Source organism: Bacillota bacterium, from assembly GCA_030705925.1.
Lineage (GTDB): Bacteria > Bacillota > Clostridia > Oscillospirales > Feifaniaceae > JAUZPM01.
This window is the reverse complement of sequence record JAUZPM010000005.1, coordinates 1-17665: the sequence shown is the minus strand read 5'-3', so window position 1 is coordinate 17665 and position 17665 is coordinate 1. Positions and strand designations below refer to the sequence as shown.

At 38.3% G+C, this 17665-nt stretch carries 12 protein-coding genes and 1 tRNA gene; 4 read left to right on the top strand and 9 right to left on the bottom strand.

Annotated elements, in window-relative coordinates; translation table 11 throughout:
- Positions 1-88: 88 nt before the first annotated feature.
- Together nifJ and Q8865_01580 are read right to left on the bottom strand one after the other, a co-directional pair.
- Positions 89-3643, bottom strand: coding sequence for a pyruvate:ferredoxin (flavodoxin) oxidoreductase (gene nifJ / locus Q8865_01585; GenBank protein ID MDP4152121.1), 3555 nt, complete (start codon positions 3641-3643; stop codon positions 89-91).
- A gap of 149 nt (positions 3644-3792) precedes the next feature.
- Positions 3793-5385 carry an ABC-F family ATP-binding cassette domain-containing protein gene (locus Q8865_01580; GenBank protein MDP4152120.1) on the bottom strand — a complete coding sequence of 531 codons (1593 nt, stop codon included), beginning with the start codon at positions 5383-5385 and terminating at the stop codon, positions 3793-3795.
- A gap of 172 nt (positions 5386-5557) precedes the next feature.
- Here Q8865_01580 and Q8865_01575 point away from each other — a divergent pair.
- Both Q8865_01575 and Q8865_01570 read left to right on the top strand, forming a co-directional pair.
- Positions 5558-5634, top strand: a tRNA-Pro gene (locus Q8865_01575).
- Positions 5635-5781: 147 nt separating this feature from the next.
- Positions 5782-6639: an AraC family transcriptional regulator gene (locus tag Q8865_01570; GenBank protein MDP4152119.1), complete on the top strand. Its 858-nt coding sequence runs from the start codon at positions 5782-5784 to the stop codon at positions 6637-6639.
- A gap of 104 nt (positions 6640-6743) precedes the next feature.
- On the opposite strand, the gene Q8865_01565 is transcribed toward Q8865_01570, so the two are convergent.
- Positions 6744-7448: an alpha/beta hydrolase gene (locus Q8865_01565; GenBank protein MDP4152118.1), complete on the bottom strand. Its 705-nt coding sequence runs from the start codon at positions 7446-7448 to the stop codon at positions 6744-6746.
- Between the two features lie 327 nt (positions 7449-7775).
- On the opposite strand from Q8865_01565, the gene Q8865_01560 reads away from it, so the two are divergent.
- The gene (locus Q8865_01560; protein MDP4152117.1) at positions 7776-8957 is read left to right on the top strand and encodes a PLP-dependent aminotransferase family protein; all 1182 of its coding nucleotides are present in this window, start codon (positions 7776-7778) and stop codon (positions 8955-8957) included.
- Positions 8958-9439: 482 nt separating this feature from the next.
- Positions 9440-10477 (top strand): SIS domain-containing protein, encoded by a 1038-nt coding sequence (locus Q8865_01555; GenBank protein ID MDP4152116.1) that lies wholly within the window; start codon positions 9440-9442, stop codon positions 10475-10477.
- Positions 10478-10613: 136 nt separating this feature from the next.
- Here Q8865_01555 and Q8865_01550 read toward each other — a convergent pair whose 3' ends face one another.
- From Q8865_01550 to Q8865_01525, 6 genes are all read right to left on the bottom strand, one after another.
- Entirely contained in the window at positions 10614-11966 is a 1353-nt protein-coding gene (locus Q8865_01550; GenBank protein ID MDP4152115.1) for an alpha/beta fold hydrolase, read from the bottom strand.
- A 66-nt stretch (positions 11967-12032) separates the two neighbouring features.
- Entirely contained in the window at positions 12033-12275 is a 243-nt protein-coding gene (gene secG, locus Q8865_01545) for a preprotein translocase subunit SecG (GenBank protein MDP4152114.1), read from the bottom strand.
- Between the two features lie 92 nt (positions 12276-12367).
- Positions 12368-14836, bottom strand: coding sequence for a DNA gyrase subunit A (gene gyrA / locus Q8865_01540; GenBank protein ID MDP4152113.1), 2469 nt, complete (start codon positions 14834-14836; stop codon positions 12368-12370).
- Positions 14837-14872: 36 nt separating this feature from the next.
- Positions 14873-16810: a DNA topoisomerase (ATP-hydrolyzing) subunit B gene (gyrB, locus tag Q8865_01535; GenBank protein ID MDP4152112.1), complete on the bottom strand. Its 1938-nt coding sequence runs from the start codon at positions 16808-16810 to the stop codon at positions 14873-14875.
- Between the two features lie 15 nt (positions 16811-16825).
- Complete coding sequence (locus tag Q8865_01530; GenBank protein ID MDP4152111.1) at positions 16826-17098, bottom strand: DUF370 domain-containing protein; 273 nt, start codon at positions 17096-17098, stop codon at positions 16826-16828.
- Positions 17099-17108: 10 nt separating this feature from the next.
- Positions 17109-17665: DNA replication and repair protein RecF (locus Q8865_01525; GenBank protein MDP4152110.1), on the bottom strand; the 557-nt coding region annotated here is incomplete at its 5' end.

Genomic DNA, 17665 nt, shown 5'->3' with positions numbered 1-17665 from the left:
ACGTAACTTGCAATACTTTTTTATATATTTTTTAAATTTGGGGCAAAAAAAAAGCCGCAGGCGAACCTGCGGCTTTAAAACTTTGTTTTTATTCAGCTGTTTTTGTAAGTGAAACCAGGTGTTCATATTTTTCTTTTGCTGTTTCTTCAGCATTATTAAACAGCTTTTGAGCTCTCTCAGGGAATGAGAGATTCAAAGATGAATAGCGAACTTCGCCGGAGATAAAGTCTTTATATGAATTAACCGGCGCTTTGGAATCAAGCTGGAATGGATTCTTTCCTTCTTCTTTAAGACGCGGATCAAAGCGGAAGTTATGCCAATAGCCAGCGGCAACAGCAGCTTTTATTTCAAGCTGAGATTTGCCCATTCCTGCTCTGATACCATGGTTGATACAAGGAGCATATCCAATTACTAGGGAAGGACCATTATAACTCTCAGCCTCGCTTAAAGCTTTTATGGTCTGGTTAAAGTCTGCACCCATAGCAACCTGTGCTGTATAAACGTAGCCGTAAGACATAGCTATTGCAGCAAGGTCTTTTTTCTTAACTACTTTACCAGCAGCGGCAAATTGTGCAACTGATCCAGTAGGTGTAGCTTTTGATGACTGACCGCCTGTATTCGAATAGAGTTCTGTATCAAAGACGAGAACATTTATATCTTCTCCGGATGCAATCACGTGATCAAGACCGCCAAACCCAATATCATAAGCCCAGCCGTCGCCGCCGAATATCCAGATGCTCTTTTTAGCAAGCATATCTGCATTCTTTACAGCATACTCTAAAGCTTCCTTGCCCTCTCCGCTTGCTTTTGCAGCTTTCAGAACAGCCTCGACCTCTTCGGAAGCGGCAAGAGAAAGCTTCTTATCATCTTTTACGGCAAGCCATTTATCAGCGGCTGCCTTAACTTCATTGCCCGCAACGCCTGTTGCAAGTTTCTCCATAGCTTCAATCAGTTTTGCACGGCGATGATTTGTTGCAAGGTACATGCCATACCCAAATTCTGCGTTATCTTCGAACAGGGAGTTAGCCCATGCAGGTCCATAACCTTTTTTATTTACTGTGTATGGGGTAGACGGTGAAGATCCGCCCCAGATGGAAGAACATCCGGTTGCGTTTGCAATCATCATTCTGCTACCGAATAACTGAGTTACAAGGCGAGCATATGGAGTTTCGCCGCATCCTGCGCATGCGCCTGAAAACTCAAGCAAAGGCTGTTTGAACTGTGAGCCTTTAACAGTGTTCTCAGCAAAGGGAAGTTCTTTATCGCTGACTTCAGCAACAGCATAATCAAATACTTTCTGCTCACTAAGCTGTGAATCTATCGGCTTCATAACCAAAGCTTTTTCTTTAGCGGGGCATATGTTAACACAGCTTCCGCAGCCTGAACAATCAAGAGGGGATACAGAGATAGCAAATTTATAACCTTCGCAGCCTTTGCCGATCATCTGCTTCATCTTCATGCCTTCAGGAGCTTTAGCAGCTTCATCCGCATTTAGTGCAAACGGACGGATAGTTGCATGCGGGCAAACGAAAGAACACTGATTACACTGGATGCAGTTTTCCGGAATCCAAACAGGAACGTCCACCGCTATTCCGCGTTTTTCATATGCGGCGCTGCCCTGAGGAACAGTTCCGTCTTCACGGCCCTTAAATACAGATACAGGAAGGCTGTCGCCCTTTTGAGCGTTGACAGGATTCAGTATATCCTTAACGTAATCAACAACTTCTTTTCTTCCAGCAAGTTTAACTTCCGGAACAACTTCATCCTTGGCATTTTTCCAAGCTGAAGGCACTTCAATCTTTTTAGCTTCTTTGACGCCCGCTTCAATTGCGGCATAGTTCATGTTTACGATTTTTTCGCCCTTTTTGCCGTAAGACTTTAATGCTGCTTCCTTCATATATTTAACCGCATCGGCTGCTGGAATAATTCCAGTAAGCTTAAAGAAAGCGGCCTGCAGAATTGTGTTGATTCTTCCGCCAAGACCAATCGGTATTGCAATATCAATACCATCGATTATGTAAAACTTAATGTTCTTATTTGCAAGGTCTCTCTTAACATTTGCCGGAAGGTGCTCGTCAAGCTCATCAGCCTTCCATGGGCAGTTAAGAAGGAATGTACCGCCGTTTTTAAGATCTCCGGTCATGTCATACTTTGTTAGGTAGGAAGGATTGTGGCATGCAACAAAATCTGCCTTATTAACAAAGTAGGTGGATTTAATCGGCTTTTTACCAAAACGCAGGTGAGAAACAGTGACGCCGCCTGACTTTTTGGAGTCATAAGCAAAATAAGCCTGAACGTTAAGTTTAGTATTATCACCGATGATCTTTATCGTATTCTTATTTGCACCAACAGTACCGTCAGAGCCAAGGCCCCAGAACTTGCAGGAAACTGTTCCAGCCGGTGTTGTATCGGCAACTGGTTTAAGTTTAAGAGAAAGATTAGTAACATCATCCTCTATACCGACTGTGAAGTGGTTCTTCGGATTCTTAAGCTTTAAGTTATCATAGACTGCAACAGCGCAAGCAGGGTTGAAGTCCTTAGATCCAAGACCATATCTGCCGCCGACAATTGTCACGCCCTCAAATTTAGGTGAGCTTGCGATAGCTGTGCATATATCGATATAAAGCGGTTCACCAATAGAACCTGGCTCTTTTGTTCTATCAAGAACAGCGATCTTCTTAACTGTCTTCGGAAGAGCAGCGAGGAAATGCTTAACTGAGAAAGGTCTGTACAGGCGAACTTTGAGTACGCCAACTTTCTCACCTTTAGAGCGCAGATAATCTATAACCTCTTCAATGGTATCATTAGCTGAACCCATTGCAATAATAACTCTGTCAGCATCGGGGGCGCCATAATAGTTGAACAGCTTATACTTTTTGCCGGTTAACTTGTTAACCTCATTCATGTAGTTTTCAACTACAGCGGGAAGCTCATCATAGAATGAGTTGCTTGCTTCTCTTGCCTGGAAGAATATATCCGGGTTTTGAGCAGTACCGCGAAGTTCAGGATGCTGAGGATTGAGAGAGTTTTTACGGAATTCTTCAACTGCATCCATATCCAGCATTTTAGCTAAATCAGCATAGTCCCAAACTTCAACTTTCTGTATCTCATGAGATGTTCTGAATCCATCAAAGAAATGCAGGAAAGGAACACGACCCTTTATTGCTGATAAGTGAGCAACAGCACCTAAATCCATAACTTCCTGCGGATTGGTGGATGCAAGCATGGCAAAACCTGTTTGGCGGCATGCCATAACGTCTGACTGATCCCCAAAAATAGAAAGAGCGTGTGATGCAAGTGCACGGGCGGAACAATGAATAACACCCGGCAGGAGCTCACCCGCTATTTTGTACATATTAGGAATCATTAAAAGAAGTCCCTGAGATGCGGTAAAGGTGGTAGTAAGAGCGCCTGCCGATAATGAACCGTGAACTGCACCGGCTGCACCGGCTTCAGACTGCATTTCTACTACTTTTACTTCCTGACCAAAGACGTTTTTTACACCCTTTGCAGACCATTGGTCGACAACTTCAGCCATGACCGAAGAAGGTGTAATCGGGTAAATAGCTGCTACATCGGTAAATGCGTATGCAACATGGGCCGCCGCGTTATTACCGTCGAGCGATTTGATTTTTCTACCCATTTGTTATCCTCCTTATTTATATTTATAAAGTTCTAACTAGCCAACTTATATAATACCATAGGTGGCTATATTTCGCAAATAAAATAGTGCATAAAAATGCCTATTAAAAGCATAATGTTTAACCGCAGTTTCACGAATAATAAGGATACTTACTGTCCAGCTTTAAAGGAAAGATACTCCTCGTATGTGCATTGTCTGTCTATAATCCCTTCGCCTGTTATCTCTATAATACGGTTTGCAACCGTTTGAACAAATTCATGGTCATATGACGAAAATAGAACTAAACCTTTGAAATCGATAAGACCGTTATTAACAGCTGAAATGGACTCAAGATCGAGATGGTTTGTCGGCTGGTCAACAACAAGCGCATTAGATCCCGATAACATCATCCTTGCAAGCATACATCTGACCTTTTCACCTCCGGAAAGAACCTGTACGGCCTTGAAAACATCTTCACCGGAGAACAGCATACGTCCTAAAAAGCCGCGCAGATATGTCTCAGTCGTATCTTGAGAATATTGAGCAAGCCAGTGTAATATCGAAAGGTCACAGTCAGCAAAATAATCTGTATTATCCTTGGGAAAATATGATTTAGTTATACTGACTCCCCATTTAAAAGATCCTTCATCAGGTTCCATTTCTTCCATCAGAATTTTAAAAAGCGTAGTTGTTGCTATTTCATTGTCACCGATGAAGGCAATCTTATCATCTTTATTGACACGGAAACTGACATTATCTAAAACTTTTACCCCATCAATAGTCTTGCTTAAACCGTCAACAGTCAATATCTCTTTTCCGGGTTCTCTGTCCATTTGAAAACCAACATAAGGATAGCGGCGGGAAGAAGCCGGCATTTCCTCAAAAGAAAGTTTTTCAAGCAGCTTTTTTCTTGCAGTAGCCTGACGTGATTTTGATTTATTTGCAGAAAATCGGCTTATAAAGTTTTGAAGTTCTTTAGCCTTTTCTTCATTTTTACGGTTTTGATCCTTTAACATACGCTGCATAAGCTGACTGGATTCATACCAGAACTCGTAGTTACCCACATACATACGGATTTTTGTATAATCTATATCAACTATATGTGTGCAAACTGTGTTCAAAAAGTGACGGTCGTGGGATACTACAATGACTGTGCCTGGATATTCAAGCAAAAAATCCTCGAGCCAGTTTACAGACGGAACATCAAGGTGGTTAGTCGGCTCGTCGAGTAAAATAATATCTGGTTTGCCAAACAGCGCTTGAGCCAATAATACCTTGACGCGTTCATTTCCGGTAAGTGTATTCATCATAGAGTAAAGGATGTCAACAGATAGCCCAAGCCCCTGAATAAGCTTTGAAGCATCTGATTCCGCGTCCCAACCGTTCAGCTCAGCAAATTCCGCCTCAAGTTCAGAAGCGTATATACCATCCTGTTCCGTAAAATCCGTTTTCGCGTAAAGCTTTTCTTTCTCATTAATGATTTCATAAAGTCTTGGATTTCCCTGAATAACTGTATCCAAAACAGTAAAATCCTCATAAGCATAATGGTTTTGCTTCAGCACCGACATTCTGGTATTGGGAGGGATAGTAACCTCCCCAGTAGTTGAATCAAGTTCTCCAGACAGTATTTTAAGAAATGTGGATTTTCCAGCACCGTTTGCGCCTATTATCCCATAACAGTTACCCGGAGTAAATTTCAAGTTAACATCTGAAAATAAATTTGTTCCGTCAAAATTTAAACTAACATTAGATACGGTAATCAAGTTTCCTCCAAATGGCGTGATTTTTATTAGCAAATGCCGCCACGCTCCTGCTCATACAAAAATGTATTATAACAGTTTTTTATATTGTGGACAAGATTATAAAAAGAAAGTTTACAAAGGGAAAAGATTGCTTTGACAAAACGAGTTTAATCTGTTAAAATATTATTTGTTTCGGGGTGTAGCTCAGCTTGGTAGAGTGCTTGGTTTGGGACCAAGATGCCGCAGGTTCGAATCCTGTCGCCCCGACCACAAAAATCCATGTGCCAGTTCACATGGATTTTTATTTTTATACGAAATCTCTATATAATCGTTAGACCGGACAAAACATCACATAAAAAGTCGGGCATGGCCGCATGAAAATTGATATGATTAATATGCAGAGAGGGGGTAGTGATTGTGGGATGGATTGAAGGGATAAGTGAAGCGATCAGTTATATCGAAGAAAATATAACCGAAGAGTTGACAATTGAAAGCATTGCAAAACGGGCATTTGTATCCCCGTTTTATTTTCAAAAAGGGTTCGCTATGCTCTGCGGTTTTACGGTTGGAGAGTACATCAGGCAACGCAGGCTCACACTTGCCGGCAGTGAACTTGTTTCTGCAGATGAAAAAATCATCGATATTGCTCTGAAATACGGTTATGATTCACCCGATAGTTTCACAAAAGCTTTCACACGTTTTCACGGCGTCACCCCTACTGCTGTTCGAAAGGAAGGGGCAATGATAAAATCCTTTGCTTCTCTCAAAATCAAATTTTCATTGGAGGGCGGTTATATTATGGATTACAAAATCGTTGATAAGGATTCATTTACGGTCATTGGCGCATCAAAGGTATTCAAATACGATAATGCAAAAGCAGAGATTCCGCAATTCTGGACGGAGCATTATAAGGCAGGGAAAGGCAAAATTGTTTGCGGAATGTATGGAATATCAATTGATGAGAGTATGGGTTCCGATGAATTTGAATATCTGATTGCAGACAATTATGATCCATGCGCAGAAGTGCCGGATGGGTTTGTTACGAAAGTTATTCCGAAACACACATGGGCTGTGTTTGCCTGCAAAGGTGGAATGCCGAAATCTCTGCAGGATGTGAACCAGAGAATCTTTTCGGAATGGCTGCCTAATTCTAAGGATTACGAAATTGCAGCAGGCTATAATATTGAAATGTACACCAATGTTAATGATTATCCAAAAGGAACTCAGGACGAAAACTACTACAGCGAAATTTGGATTCCTGTTAATAAAAAGTAAGTGCATAAAAATGAAACAATTAATTGATCACACTTACTAGAAAAAGCCATGTGTCAGGATTTAAATTGACACATGGCTTTTAGTTTGTAATTATGATTATGAGCTTAAATACCTCGAGATATATTTTTCTCTTCCCAATGCCTTAAAAAGCTCAATTGTTGTTCCGTGTGAAAATAATGCTCACTATTATGAACAGTCAAATCAGCATTGAATCTTTTGACAAAATCATCGATAACATTCCGTTCTGTCAAAACATCTTTTACGCCGTACAAAATTGCGGTAGGAATGTCCCATTTGGTTATGGGATGCTCTCTAACATAACAATAATAGTCCCAATCAAGAATTTCGCCCATTGGCGTTTGTACTTTTTTCTTATCTTTTAACGTTTCTTCACTGACGCCAAACCATTTCATCATATTTTGAATAAGGCGTTCCATATCAAGGATGGGGGAGAGAAACAGACAGTTTTTAATCGGGTAATTACTGTATGCAAGTAAACTGAAATATGCTCCAAGGCTATTTGCGTATAAACAAATGTTACTCCAATATTTTTTTACATAATTCCAAATAGTGTTGAGATCGTGGATACCATTCCAGACATCACATGGATAATCATCGTTTTTCCGTTCGCCATGCTCAGGAAGATCAAAGCTTAAAACTTGAAAGTCCTTTTCTGCCGCTAAGGCAACAAATTCCTCTGCTTCTTCCTTGCATGACATTTTGCCGTGAACAAAAATATATATATTATCTGATTTTTCACCCCATAAAATAGCAGGGATGTTATCAATCTTCATTAATGTTTTAACCATTGATTTGCTCCAATTTTGTTTTTAAATGTTCAGCATCTTTTCTTAATATTATATTGTTATTAATCCGCGATGTCAACGCTCAGCGTCTTCGCTTAACTTGTTAGGAATCGCTTTAAATAATTGACAAAATAGGATAATTGTTTTAATATATTAGAAATACAAAATTCGAGAGTTTTGAATTAGCCTTAGCATTTTTAATAAACAGCATAATTAAAAAAAATGAAATTCCAAGCAAATACGTATATTAATAAATGTTAATGCCTTCGTCAAATTTTCGAAGGCTTTTTTGTTACCTGTTTTAGTAAATAAAATCTGGAGGGTTAATACATGTACACCGCTTTTGCTGACCGAATGAATCACGTTAAAAAATCATTTATCAGAGAAATACTAAAAGTCACAGAAAATCCAGAGGTCATATCCTTTGCGGGGGGCCTTCCTATTCCATCTTCATTTCCATTAGAGGAAATAAGTGCGGCAGCACAAAAAGTCCTGAAAGAAGATGGTCAAAATGTGTTACAATACAGCACAACGGAAGGATACAAGCCCCTTAGGCAGATGATTGCAAATCGGTATTATAAGCGCTTTGGACTTAAAATTGACGCTGATGATATTTTGATAACAAATGGCTCTCAACAGGGCTTGGATCTTATATGTAAAGTTCTTTTAAATAAAGGTGACGACGTATTAATCGAAAAACCCGGCTACTTGGGTGCAATACAAGCACTTTCAATCTTTGAGCCAACTTTCCATACAGTTCCTTTACTCAATGATGGTGTTGATGTCAACCAGTTAGAATTGCAAATAAAACAGCATGCTCCAAAGCTATTTTACGCTGTAACTAATTTTCAAAACCCTTCTGGCCTGACATATTCATTGGAGAACCGTAAAAAAGCCGCTGGAATTTTAAAAAGTTCAAATACGTTGTTCATTGAAGACGATCCCTACGGCGAACTTAGATTTATTGGTGAAGATGTCCCATCCATAAAAACTTTTCTATATGATAATTCCATACTTTTAGGGTCATTTTCTAAAATAATTGCACCGGCAATGCGGCTAGGGTGGATTTGCGCAAAACATGAAATAATGGAGAAGCTAATTATTGCAAAACAAGCAGCAGATCTTCATACAAACTATTTCTCTCAAAGAGTAGTATACCAGTATTTGATCGATAACGATATCGAAGTACATATCAGTAAAATTAAGGGCATGTATAAAAAACAGCGAGACTGCATGACTGAAATGCTGGGCAGATATTTCCCGCCGGAAGTGTCGTTTACAAAGCCTGAGGGCGGTATGTTTATATGGGTAACGCTTCCTAAGTCAATGTCATCAGTAGAGCTTTTTGAAATTGCCTCTAAAGAAAATGTTGCTTTTGTTCCTGGCGATCCGTTTTACGTCAGTGAAAACAATACAAACACGCTGCGGCTAAATTATACTAACTCAAATGAAGAAGAAATTGAAGAGGGAATAAAAAGACTAGGAAAAACAATTAAAATGTTGCTTAAATAGATAAAATGCTTTGTTCATTTCAGTTTGAACAAAGCATTTTTATCTGTTACTATAATATTCTAATTTTAAAAGTAAAGACTATTATTACTAATCCACAATAGATTTATTTAAATGACTACTAGTTGGAATTTCGGAGGCATATGAATAAGTTTTTTAAAAGTCCCAAAGCAATAATAATTATTATTACTATTATTATAATAATAGTCGCCTCAGTTATATTAACCTCACTATTGAACAAAAATACAAATAAGCTGCACACCGATTCAGCGACTCAAATAACAGAAAGAGAAACTCCAAAAAATATAAGCTTTATAAAACTATAATTAGTTTTAACCTTTCTTTTACTTGCTTATAAATAAATAATATGGTACTATTTCATGGTAAAATAATAGCTTGCTTTTGTAATTATTTTACCTCAGCTAATTTACTTAACGTTTAATAGCTGAATATTATTATTATTTGTATTGTTGGAGGGTGTTAATATGACGTTAATGGAGCAGGAAATCAAAGAACAGCCACAAGTTTTGAAAGATTGTATAAAAAACAATCATGATGTTTTATTACGTATTTCTGACGCAGTTAAATGTAAAAAACCGACATATGCAGTTGTCGCTGCCAGGGGAACATCAGATCATGCCGCTACATATTTTAAATATCTTGCAGGTGTATACGCTGGTATGCCTGTTACACTTTCGGCCCCTTCGATCACCACTGCATACGGCTCAAAGCTTAAATTAAACGGCGCAATCGTAATTGGCGTGTCGCAATCCGGAAAAGCTGCAGACGTTTTGGCGGTATTAGATCAGGCGAAAGAGCAGGGTGCAATAACAATAGCTGTGACCAATTTTGATGATTCACCTCTTGCTAAAATTGCTGATTTTCACTTAAACTGCACTGCGGGGCTAGAACGCAGCGTTGCTGCAACAAAAACATATACTGCACAGCTCATGCTTCTTGCACAAGTTGTTGTTTCAATATCTGGAAACGAGGAACTAGCTAAAAAACTCGATAAAGTTCCAGATTTAGTTGAAAGAACCCTTTCGGATACAACATCTCTTGAAAATCTTGTTTCACGTTTTCGTTACATGAATGAATGCTTTGTGCTTGGACGCGGATATTTATATCCGGCAGCATTGGAGGCAGCGCTTAAAATTCAGGAAACTTGTTACGTTCGGGCGCGCGGCTATTCAATTGCAGATTTCCATCATGGTCCATTTGCAATGGTCAACCGTGATATCCCGGTTTTCTTCATGGGGGCGGACGTTCAAACTGATAAAGACACTATTGAAATGATTGATAAAACTAAAGAAACAGGAGCCGAAATTACTGTTATTACTAATAAAAAAGAAATCGCAAATAAAGCTGATTTTTCAATAATGCTTCCGCCGGAAGCCGAAGGGGATATAGCCGTATTTGCAGCGGCAGCAGTTTCCCAGCTCTTTGCATGCCGGCTTTCAGTGCTGAGAGGAAATAATCCTGATACTCCGCGAGGCTTAAACAAGGTTACAATTACTAAATAAACCGGTTGTATTAACAGGCTTATATATAACAAATTGCATAAATAAGCGACTATAAAAACACCCGAAATATCCACTTATTATGGATTTTCCGGGTGTTTTTTGCAATCTTATTACGTTTGGACTTTTTAACAACCGATTATTTTTTTAGAACAAAATCTCCAATATCATCAATTGCATTTTGTGATACATGAGCGGGATAAGAATATTCATTTACAGTACCTTCAACCGAAGGATCTCCACCTTTATATTCCATAAATAAATGATTTAAACCAGGATATGATTTAAACACTGCTTTTGAATTTCCGGAAAATGCCTCACGCGTAAGATCAAAGTCTTTCTGATAAATTTGAAAATCTGATTCTCCGCGCATAACGAGAATTGGTTTTGTCATTTTTTTTGCTTGATCGTAAGCGTTAAAACTATTTAAGTCCTTCATATAACATGCTGACATTCCATAAATTTTATCTGTAACTTTTTCGCCGTTCATTAATGCCGTAAGTTTATCTGCCTCTGCTTTAAGCTGTTGTTCATATGGTGCTTTCTGTTCAGCATTTAGATTTTGTTTATCCAATAAGTAATTATTTTGGTCTATAATTATCTGATCTAAAGTTCTTACGCTCCCTGCCATCATGATATATCCTGCGGCATCTTTTGTCATACTGTCTAATCTGGGTATAAGCATGCCGCCTAAACTATGTCCAAGTATATATATTTTATTGCTGTCAATCCTACTTTCTTTTTTGGCCGTCTGAATTGCATAAATGACATCATCCAGTGTCTCATCTTTAACAGTAAAATCAGATTTCTGACCCATTTCATTCCCATAGGTATATGTGCGTTTATCATAACGCAGCACTGCTATTCCTTTCTGTGCAAGCCCATATGCAATATCTTGAAACGGTTTGTTTGTATAAACAGTTTCGTCCATATCATGTACGCCCGATCCCTGAACCAGTATTACCAGCGGCAGATTTTTACCCGATTTCGGCATCGTAATACGACCATCAAGTCTCCATTTATCCCCGACCGTTACCTTTTCTTCTGTAACTCCGGAGGGTAGGGATGGGGCAGCATTATTCAAATCGACATAATTAAACCAAAGTCCGCATATTTTATAATCTTTATCATATGTTATTTTAACATTTAGGCCATTGTTTTCAAATTTTAATTTTACATTCATTATATAACTTCCGTTTGATCCAGTGCTCGCAACAGAATATACAGATTTATAAGCTCCTATGGACGACGTGACACTTTTCCATGATTCTTCTAATTTCTGCGGAGGCAGTGCAGCTAGCATTTTATCATCGAAATCTTTTGTTGCATCATTGAAATTTCCATTTGTTAAAGCGTTAGCAAGTGCAATTGACCGAGAATCTATTTCTTTTTGCGCGTCTTGTGGAATTGAGCTTTGCTTTACCTTTAGAGCACATGAAACCATTAGTAAACTAAGAACTGCTAAAGTAAAAATAAAGATTACCTTTTTCATATAATTCTCCTTATATCAGAAAACCTCCCGTTGTTAAACAACAGGAGGTTTTTTTTACTGTTCTTTTTAAAACATGGTCGTTGCATCAAGTGCAACAGTTAGTAATATAAACAGTGCAGCAATAATTGTTGTCCACTTTTTAAGCTTTTCTTCAATCGTCCTTCCCTTGTTTCTTCCAAAGAACGTTTCAGCGCCGCCTGTTATAACACCTAGGTTTGCATTTTTACCTTGTTGCATCAAAACCACTATAATAATTATAAGACACGCAATCATTTGTAGAATAGAAATAACTATCTGCGGGGTTGACATATTAAAAACCTCCAATTAAACAATTCACTTAACAGCAGTATGTTACCACAACCGATAACGGTTTGCAAGTATTTTTTACCTTAGATTAGCAGTTATTCATCCTGATTTTCGATTATTTCTTCATTATCCTCATCTTCAGCAGCATCTTTTTCAGTCCTTGCAAGTGTAACGACTGAAACTCCATCTGCAAGCTTCATAACTTTGACTCCCTGAGTAACTCTGGAATAAATCGGTATATCATTTGCGTCCATTCTGATAATAACACCGTCTGAAGAAATCAAAATTATATCGTCGTCGTCGCTTACTACTTTTATTCCTGCTACTTTTCCCGTTTTATCAGTTATATTATAATTCGAAATGCCCTTGCCGCCACGGCTCTGAACCTTGTATTCACTGGTTTCAGTCCGTTTACCATAACCGTTTTCAGTTACGGTAATAAGTCTGCATCCTGGTTTATCAACAGCCATTCCTACGACATAATCGCAATCCCTTGAAAGCTCTATGCCACGAACACCATGAGCCGGACGCCCCATAGGTCTAACATCTTTTTCATCAAACCTAATCGCTTTACCCATTCTTGTTGCAATCAGCACTCTCTGCTGATCATCTGTTAAGCTAACGCCGACAAGTTCATCATCTTCATCGAGTAAAATTGCAATTAAACCGCCTTTACGCGCTGTATCATACTCTTTAAGCGAAGTTCTTTTAATTGTCCCTTTTTTAGTTACCATAGTTAAGTACTTACTGTCATCAAATTCGTCTAAATGTATGACTGCATTAACTTTTTCGTCCTGTTCAATCTGAATAAGATTTACAATATTAGTTCCCTTTGCTGTTCTACCAGCCTCAGGAATTTGATATCCTTTGACTTTGTAAACTCTTCCCTTATTTGTGAAAAATAGGATATAGCTATGGGTTGACGCAACAAACAATTCTTCAACAAAATCTTGGTCACGTGTCGTCATTGCCGTTATTCCACGTCCTCCTCTTTTCTGAGAACGATAGGTATTAGCGGGTAAACGCTTAATATATCCGAGATGGGTCATTGTTACAACGCAATCTTCCTGTTCAATCAGATCCTCGAATTCAAAGTCATCAACGGCTGTCTCAATAGCCGTTCTTCTTTCATCGCCATATTTATCTTTTATAGCTATTATTTCATTTCTGATAATTGATAAAACAAGCTTTTCATCACCAAGTATTTCTTTGTAATATTTAATATCTGCCATCAGCTTATCATACTCGGCATCTATTTTTTCACGTTCAAGCCCCTGCAAACGGGCAAGACGCATATCGAGTATCGCCTGAGCCTGAATTTCGGATAAAGAAAACGCTTCCATTAATCTTTCTTTTGCATCGTTATAACTTGTCCGTATAATATGGATTATTTCATCAATATGATCAAGGGCGATTCGCAATCCCTCTAAAATATGTGCACGGTCTTCTGCTTTTTTAAGATCATACTTAGTTCTTCGAACAATGACTTCTTCCTGAAAATTAATATAATGTTTTAGTATTTCCAAAAGGGACATAACTTTAGGCTTTTTGTCCACTATTGCAAGAAGATTTATTGAAAAAGTATCCTGCATTTGTGTAAATTTATATAGCTGATTTAGTACAACCTGCGGATTTGCGTCACGCTTAAGCTCAATTACTATTTTCATCCCGTCTCTGTCTGATTCATCGCGTATATCGGATATACCCTCAATACGCTTGTCTTTGACAAGGTCCGCAATGCTAACTATTAATCGTGCTTTATTAACTTGATACGGGATTTCTGTTACAACAATTCTAAACTTGTTTTCTTTAAATTCCTCGATTTCCGCTTTTGCTCGAACGATCATTTTTCCTTTGCCGGTTGAATAAGCTGAGCGGATTCCGAGTTTGCCCATAATAATTCCCGAGGTAGGGAAGTCTGGTCCCTTTATATGCTCCATTATATCTTCTAATGTTGCATCTGGATTATCTATAAGACAAACAATGCCGTCTACAACCTCTCTTAGATTATGCGGTGGAATATTTGTTGCCATTCCTACTGCAATTCCAGAAGATCCGTTAACGAGAAGGTTTGGGAAACGTGAAGGAATAACAACTGGTTCTTTTAATTTTTCATCAAAGTTCGGAGCAAAATCGACTGTATCTTTTTCAATATCTGAAAGCATTTCATTGGCGATCTTGCTCATTCGTGCTTCTGTATAACGGTAAGCAGCAGGAGCGTCGCCATCTATTGAACCAAAATTGCCGTGCCCATCAATTAGGGGATATCTAAGTGAAAAATTCTGTGCCATTCTAACAAGTGAATCGTATACTGCCGCATCTCCGTGTGGATGATACCGGCCAAGCACTGCACCAACTGTTGTTGCAGATTTACGAAATGGTTTATCTGACGTTAGGTTGTCCTCATACATTGTATAAAGGATGCGGCGATGTACAGGTTTTAGTCCATCCCTGACATCTGGAAGAGCTCGTCCAACAATAACCGACATTGCATATGCGATGTATGATTTTTTCATCTCACCTTGTATATCAACATCGATTATTTTCTGATTATCGTAACTCATCGTAATTCTCCAATCTGATGTTTCACGTGAAACATCTTATATATCCAAATTATCTACTGTATGTGCATATTCCTCAATAAACTGTTTTCGCGGTTCTACTTTGTCTCCCATTAAAACTGTAAATACCTCATCGGCTGCAACAGCATCCTCAAGTTCTACCCTTAATAAAATTCTGTGTTCAGGATTCATCGTTGTCTCCCACAGCTCATGCGGATCCATCTCACCTAGACCTTTGTTACGCTGGATATCGACAGTTGCGTTTTTATCTCCGCCTTTTAACTCTTCGCTTATTTGATCTCGTTCACGATCAGTAAATGCATATCTGATGTTTTTTCCTCTAATTAGTTTATAAAGCGGAGGCTGCGCAATGTAAATGTGCCCGTTATCAATAAGGTTTCTCATAAAACGGAAGAAAAACGTCAGTAGTAAAGTACGTATATGTGAACCATCTACATCGGCATCAGCCATAATTATAACTTTATGATACCTAAGCTTAGATATGTCAAAGTCATCACCGATTCCTGCGCCTAAAGCAGTTATTACTGGCATCAACTTTTCGTTATTAAATACCTTATCTATACGTGACTTCTCAACATTCAGCATTTTGCCCCAAAGAGGGAGTATAGCCTGATATTTACTGTCACGCCCGCCCTTTGCAGAGCCTCCAGCAGAATCGCCCTCTACTATATATATTTCGGTTAAGGCCGGATCTTTTTCATAACAATCTGCAAGCTTACCCGGAAGCGATAATCCCTCAAGTGCGGTTTTTCTTCTTGTAAGCTCTCTCGCTCTTCTTGCAGCTTCACGAGCTCTTGATGCCGTCAGAGCCTTGTCTAATATAATCTTGCCAATCTGCGGATTTTCTTCAAGAATGTATGATAATTTTTCATTTACCATACTTTCGACTAATGTTCTGATGTCTGCGTTGCCAAGCTTTGTTTTCGTCTGACCTTCAAACTGTGCTTCACGCAGTTTTACAGATATGACCGCTGTCATTCCTTCACGAACATCTTCGCCTGATAAGTTTTTATCAGCGTCTTTCAGCATATTATGTTTTCTTGCATAATCATTTAAAACTTTAGTTATTGCTGACTTGAACCCAGTTTCATGCATGCCGCCTTCAGTTGTATGAATATTATTGGCAAAGGAAAGAATAGTCTCGTCATACCTGTCATTCCATTGAATTGCAACCTCAGCGATGCTGTCTTCCTTAGTTGCAGTCATATATAAAACATCAGGATGCAATACTTCTTTATTTTTGTTTATATGCTCAACAAAGCTTACAATACCGCCATGATACTGCAAGGTTTTTTGTTTTACTTCTTCGGTTCTTCTATCAGTAAGTGTAATCTTGATCCCAGCATTAAGAAAAGCTTGCTCACGAAGCCTGTTTAACAATGTATCATAATCATAATTAATTTCATCAAAAATCTCAGAATCCGCTTTAAATGTTATCTTTGATCCTGTTTTTGTAGTTTCTCCAACAATTTTCGGTTCGTGAAGTATCTGTCCTCTTTCATATCTTTGTTCCCAGATATTTTTTCCATCACTAACCTGAACACATAGATATTCAGAAAGCGCGTTAACTACCGAAGCGCCAACGCCATGCAAACCACCAGATACTTTATAGCCTGAACCGCCGAATTTTCCTCCGGCATGAAGAACTGTAAATACTACATCTATCGTGCTGATACCCATCTTAGGATGTATCCCAGTAGGTATGCCACGTCCATCGTCATTGACGCATACAATGTTATCCGGCAGTATATCTACCTCTATATGCGTACAGTAACCGGCAAGTGCTTCATCTATCGCATTATCTACGATTTCGTACACCAAGTGATGAAGACCACGAAGTGAAGTAGATCCAATGTACATACCTGGTCTTTTTCTTACTGCTTCAAGCCCTTCTAAAACTTGAATCTGTGATGCATCATATGTTGCATCAACTTTTGTTGTATTTAAGTCTTCCATTCTATCCTCCAGTGATTATATTAGTTCCGCATCCAAAAGCTGACCTTCAGCCCTTTTCAAAAGGGTAGAAGGAGAAACCTGTGTTAAATAAATTACAGTTTTATTATTTTTATTGCAAACAACAAAACTTTTCGGAATATCAGTTACCACATTTATAACAGAGTCATTTTTTTCAGCAAGCTTCAAAAAGTCACGCGTTAATCTAGATGTTGTTGTATTTTCAATATCAAAAATTCCAACAATAGTATCCTCTTTAACCACAACATCCTGACCAAGATGCAAATACATGGCATCACTCCTAAAATAAAGATGATAAATTCCCATTATCCATTTTAAAAAAAGCTGAATCCTTTAAACTTCTATATTTACCTTTATCACAGCTTGTAAGAATAACCTGTCTGTCTTTTATTTTCTTTAATATATAATTTTGTCTACTTTTGTCAAGCTCACTAAAAATATCGTCAAGAAGCATTACTGGCTGTTCTCCAGAAGAATAATAAATCATATCCGCCTCTGCAAGTTTCATAGATAAAACTGCACTTCGCTGCTGTCCCTGTGAAGCAAACATACGCGCTGATTTCTCATTAATTAAAATATCAATATCATCTCTGTGGGGTCCAATGTTTGAAATACATGTTCTAATATCTTCCTCAGTATTCTCCTGTATTTTTAAAAGTAATCTTTTTTTACATTCATTTATATCACTTAAAAATTCAGTATCAGTTGATTCTTCAAAAAATTGATACTTTAATGTTAAAGTTTCTTTCCCCTTAGAAATTTCCTTATGATTTTCATTACAAATCTCTAAAATTTTGTCAATATAACTTTTACGCATAAATGTAATATATGCGCCTG

Excerpts from the sequence above, each read along its gene's own strand:
- Q8865_01560 (MDP4152117.1), top strand. The coding sequence starts at position 7,776 with ATGTACACCGCTTTTGCTGACCGAATGAATCACGTTAAAAAATCATTT.
- secG (MDP4152114.1), bottom strand. The coding sequence starts at position 12,275 with ATGTCAACCCCGCAGATAGTTATTTCTATTCTACAAATGATTGCGTGT.
- Q8865_01555 (MDP4152116.1), top strand. The coding sequence starts at position 9,440 with ATGACGTTAATGGAGCAGGAAATCAAAGAACAGCCACAAGTTTTGAAA.
- nifJ (MDP4152121.1), bottom strand. The coding sequence starts at position 3,643 with ATGGGTAGAAAAATCAAATCGCTCGACGGTAATAACGCGGCGGCCCAT.
- Q8865_01550 (MDP4152115.1), bottom strand. The coding sequence starts at position 11,966 with ATGAAAAAGGTAATCTTTATTTTTACTTTAGCAGTTCTTAGTTTACTA.
- gyrA (MDP4152113.1), bottom strand. The coding sequence starts at position 14,836 with ATGAGTTACGATAATCAGAAAATAATCGATGTTGATATACAAGGTGAG.
- Q8865_01530 (MDP4152111.1), bottom strand. The coding sequence starts at position 17,098 with ATGTATTTGCATCTTGGTCAGGATGTTGTGGTTAAAGAGGATACTATT.
- gyrB (MDP4152112.1), bottom strand. The coding sequence starts at position 16,810 with ATGGAAGACTTAAATACAACAAAAGTTGATGCAACATATGATGCATCA.
- Q8865_01565 (MDP4152118.1), bottom strand. The coding sequence starts at position 7,448 with ATGGTTAAAACATTAATGAAGATTGATAACATCCCTGCTATTTTATGG.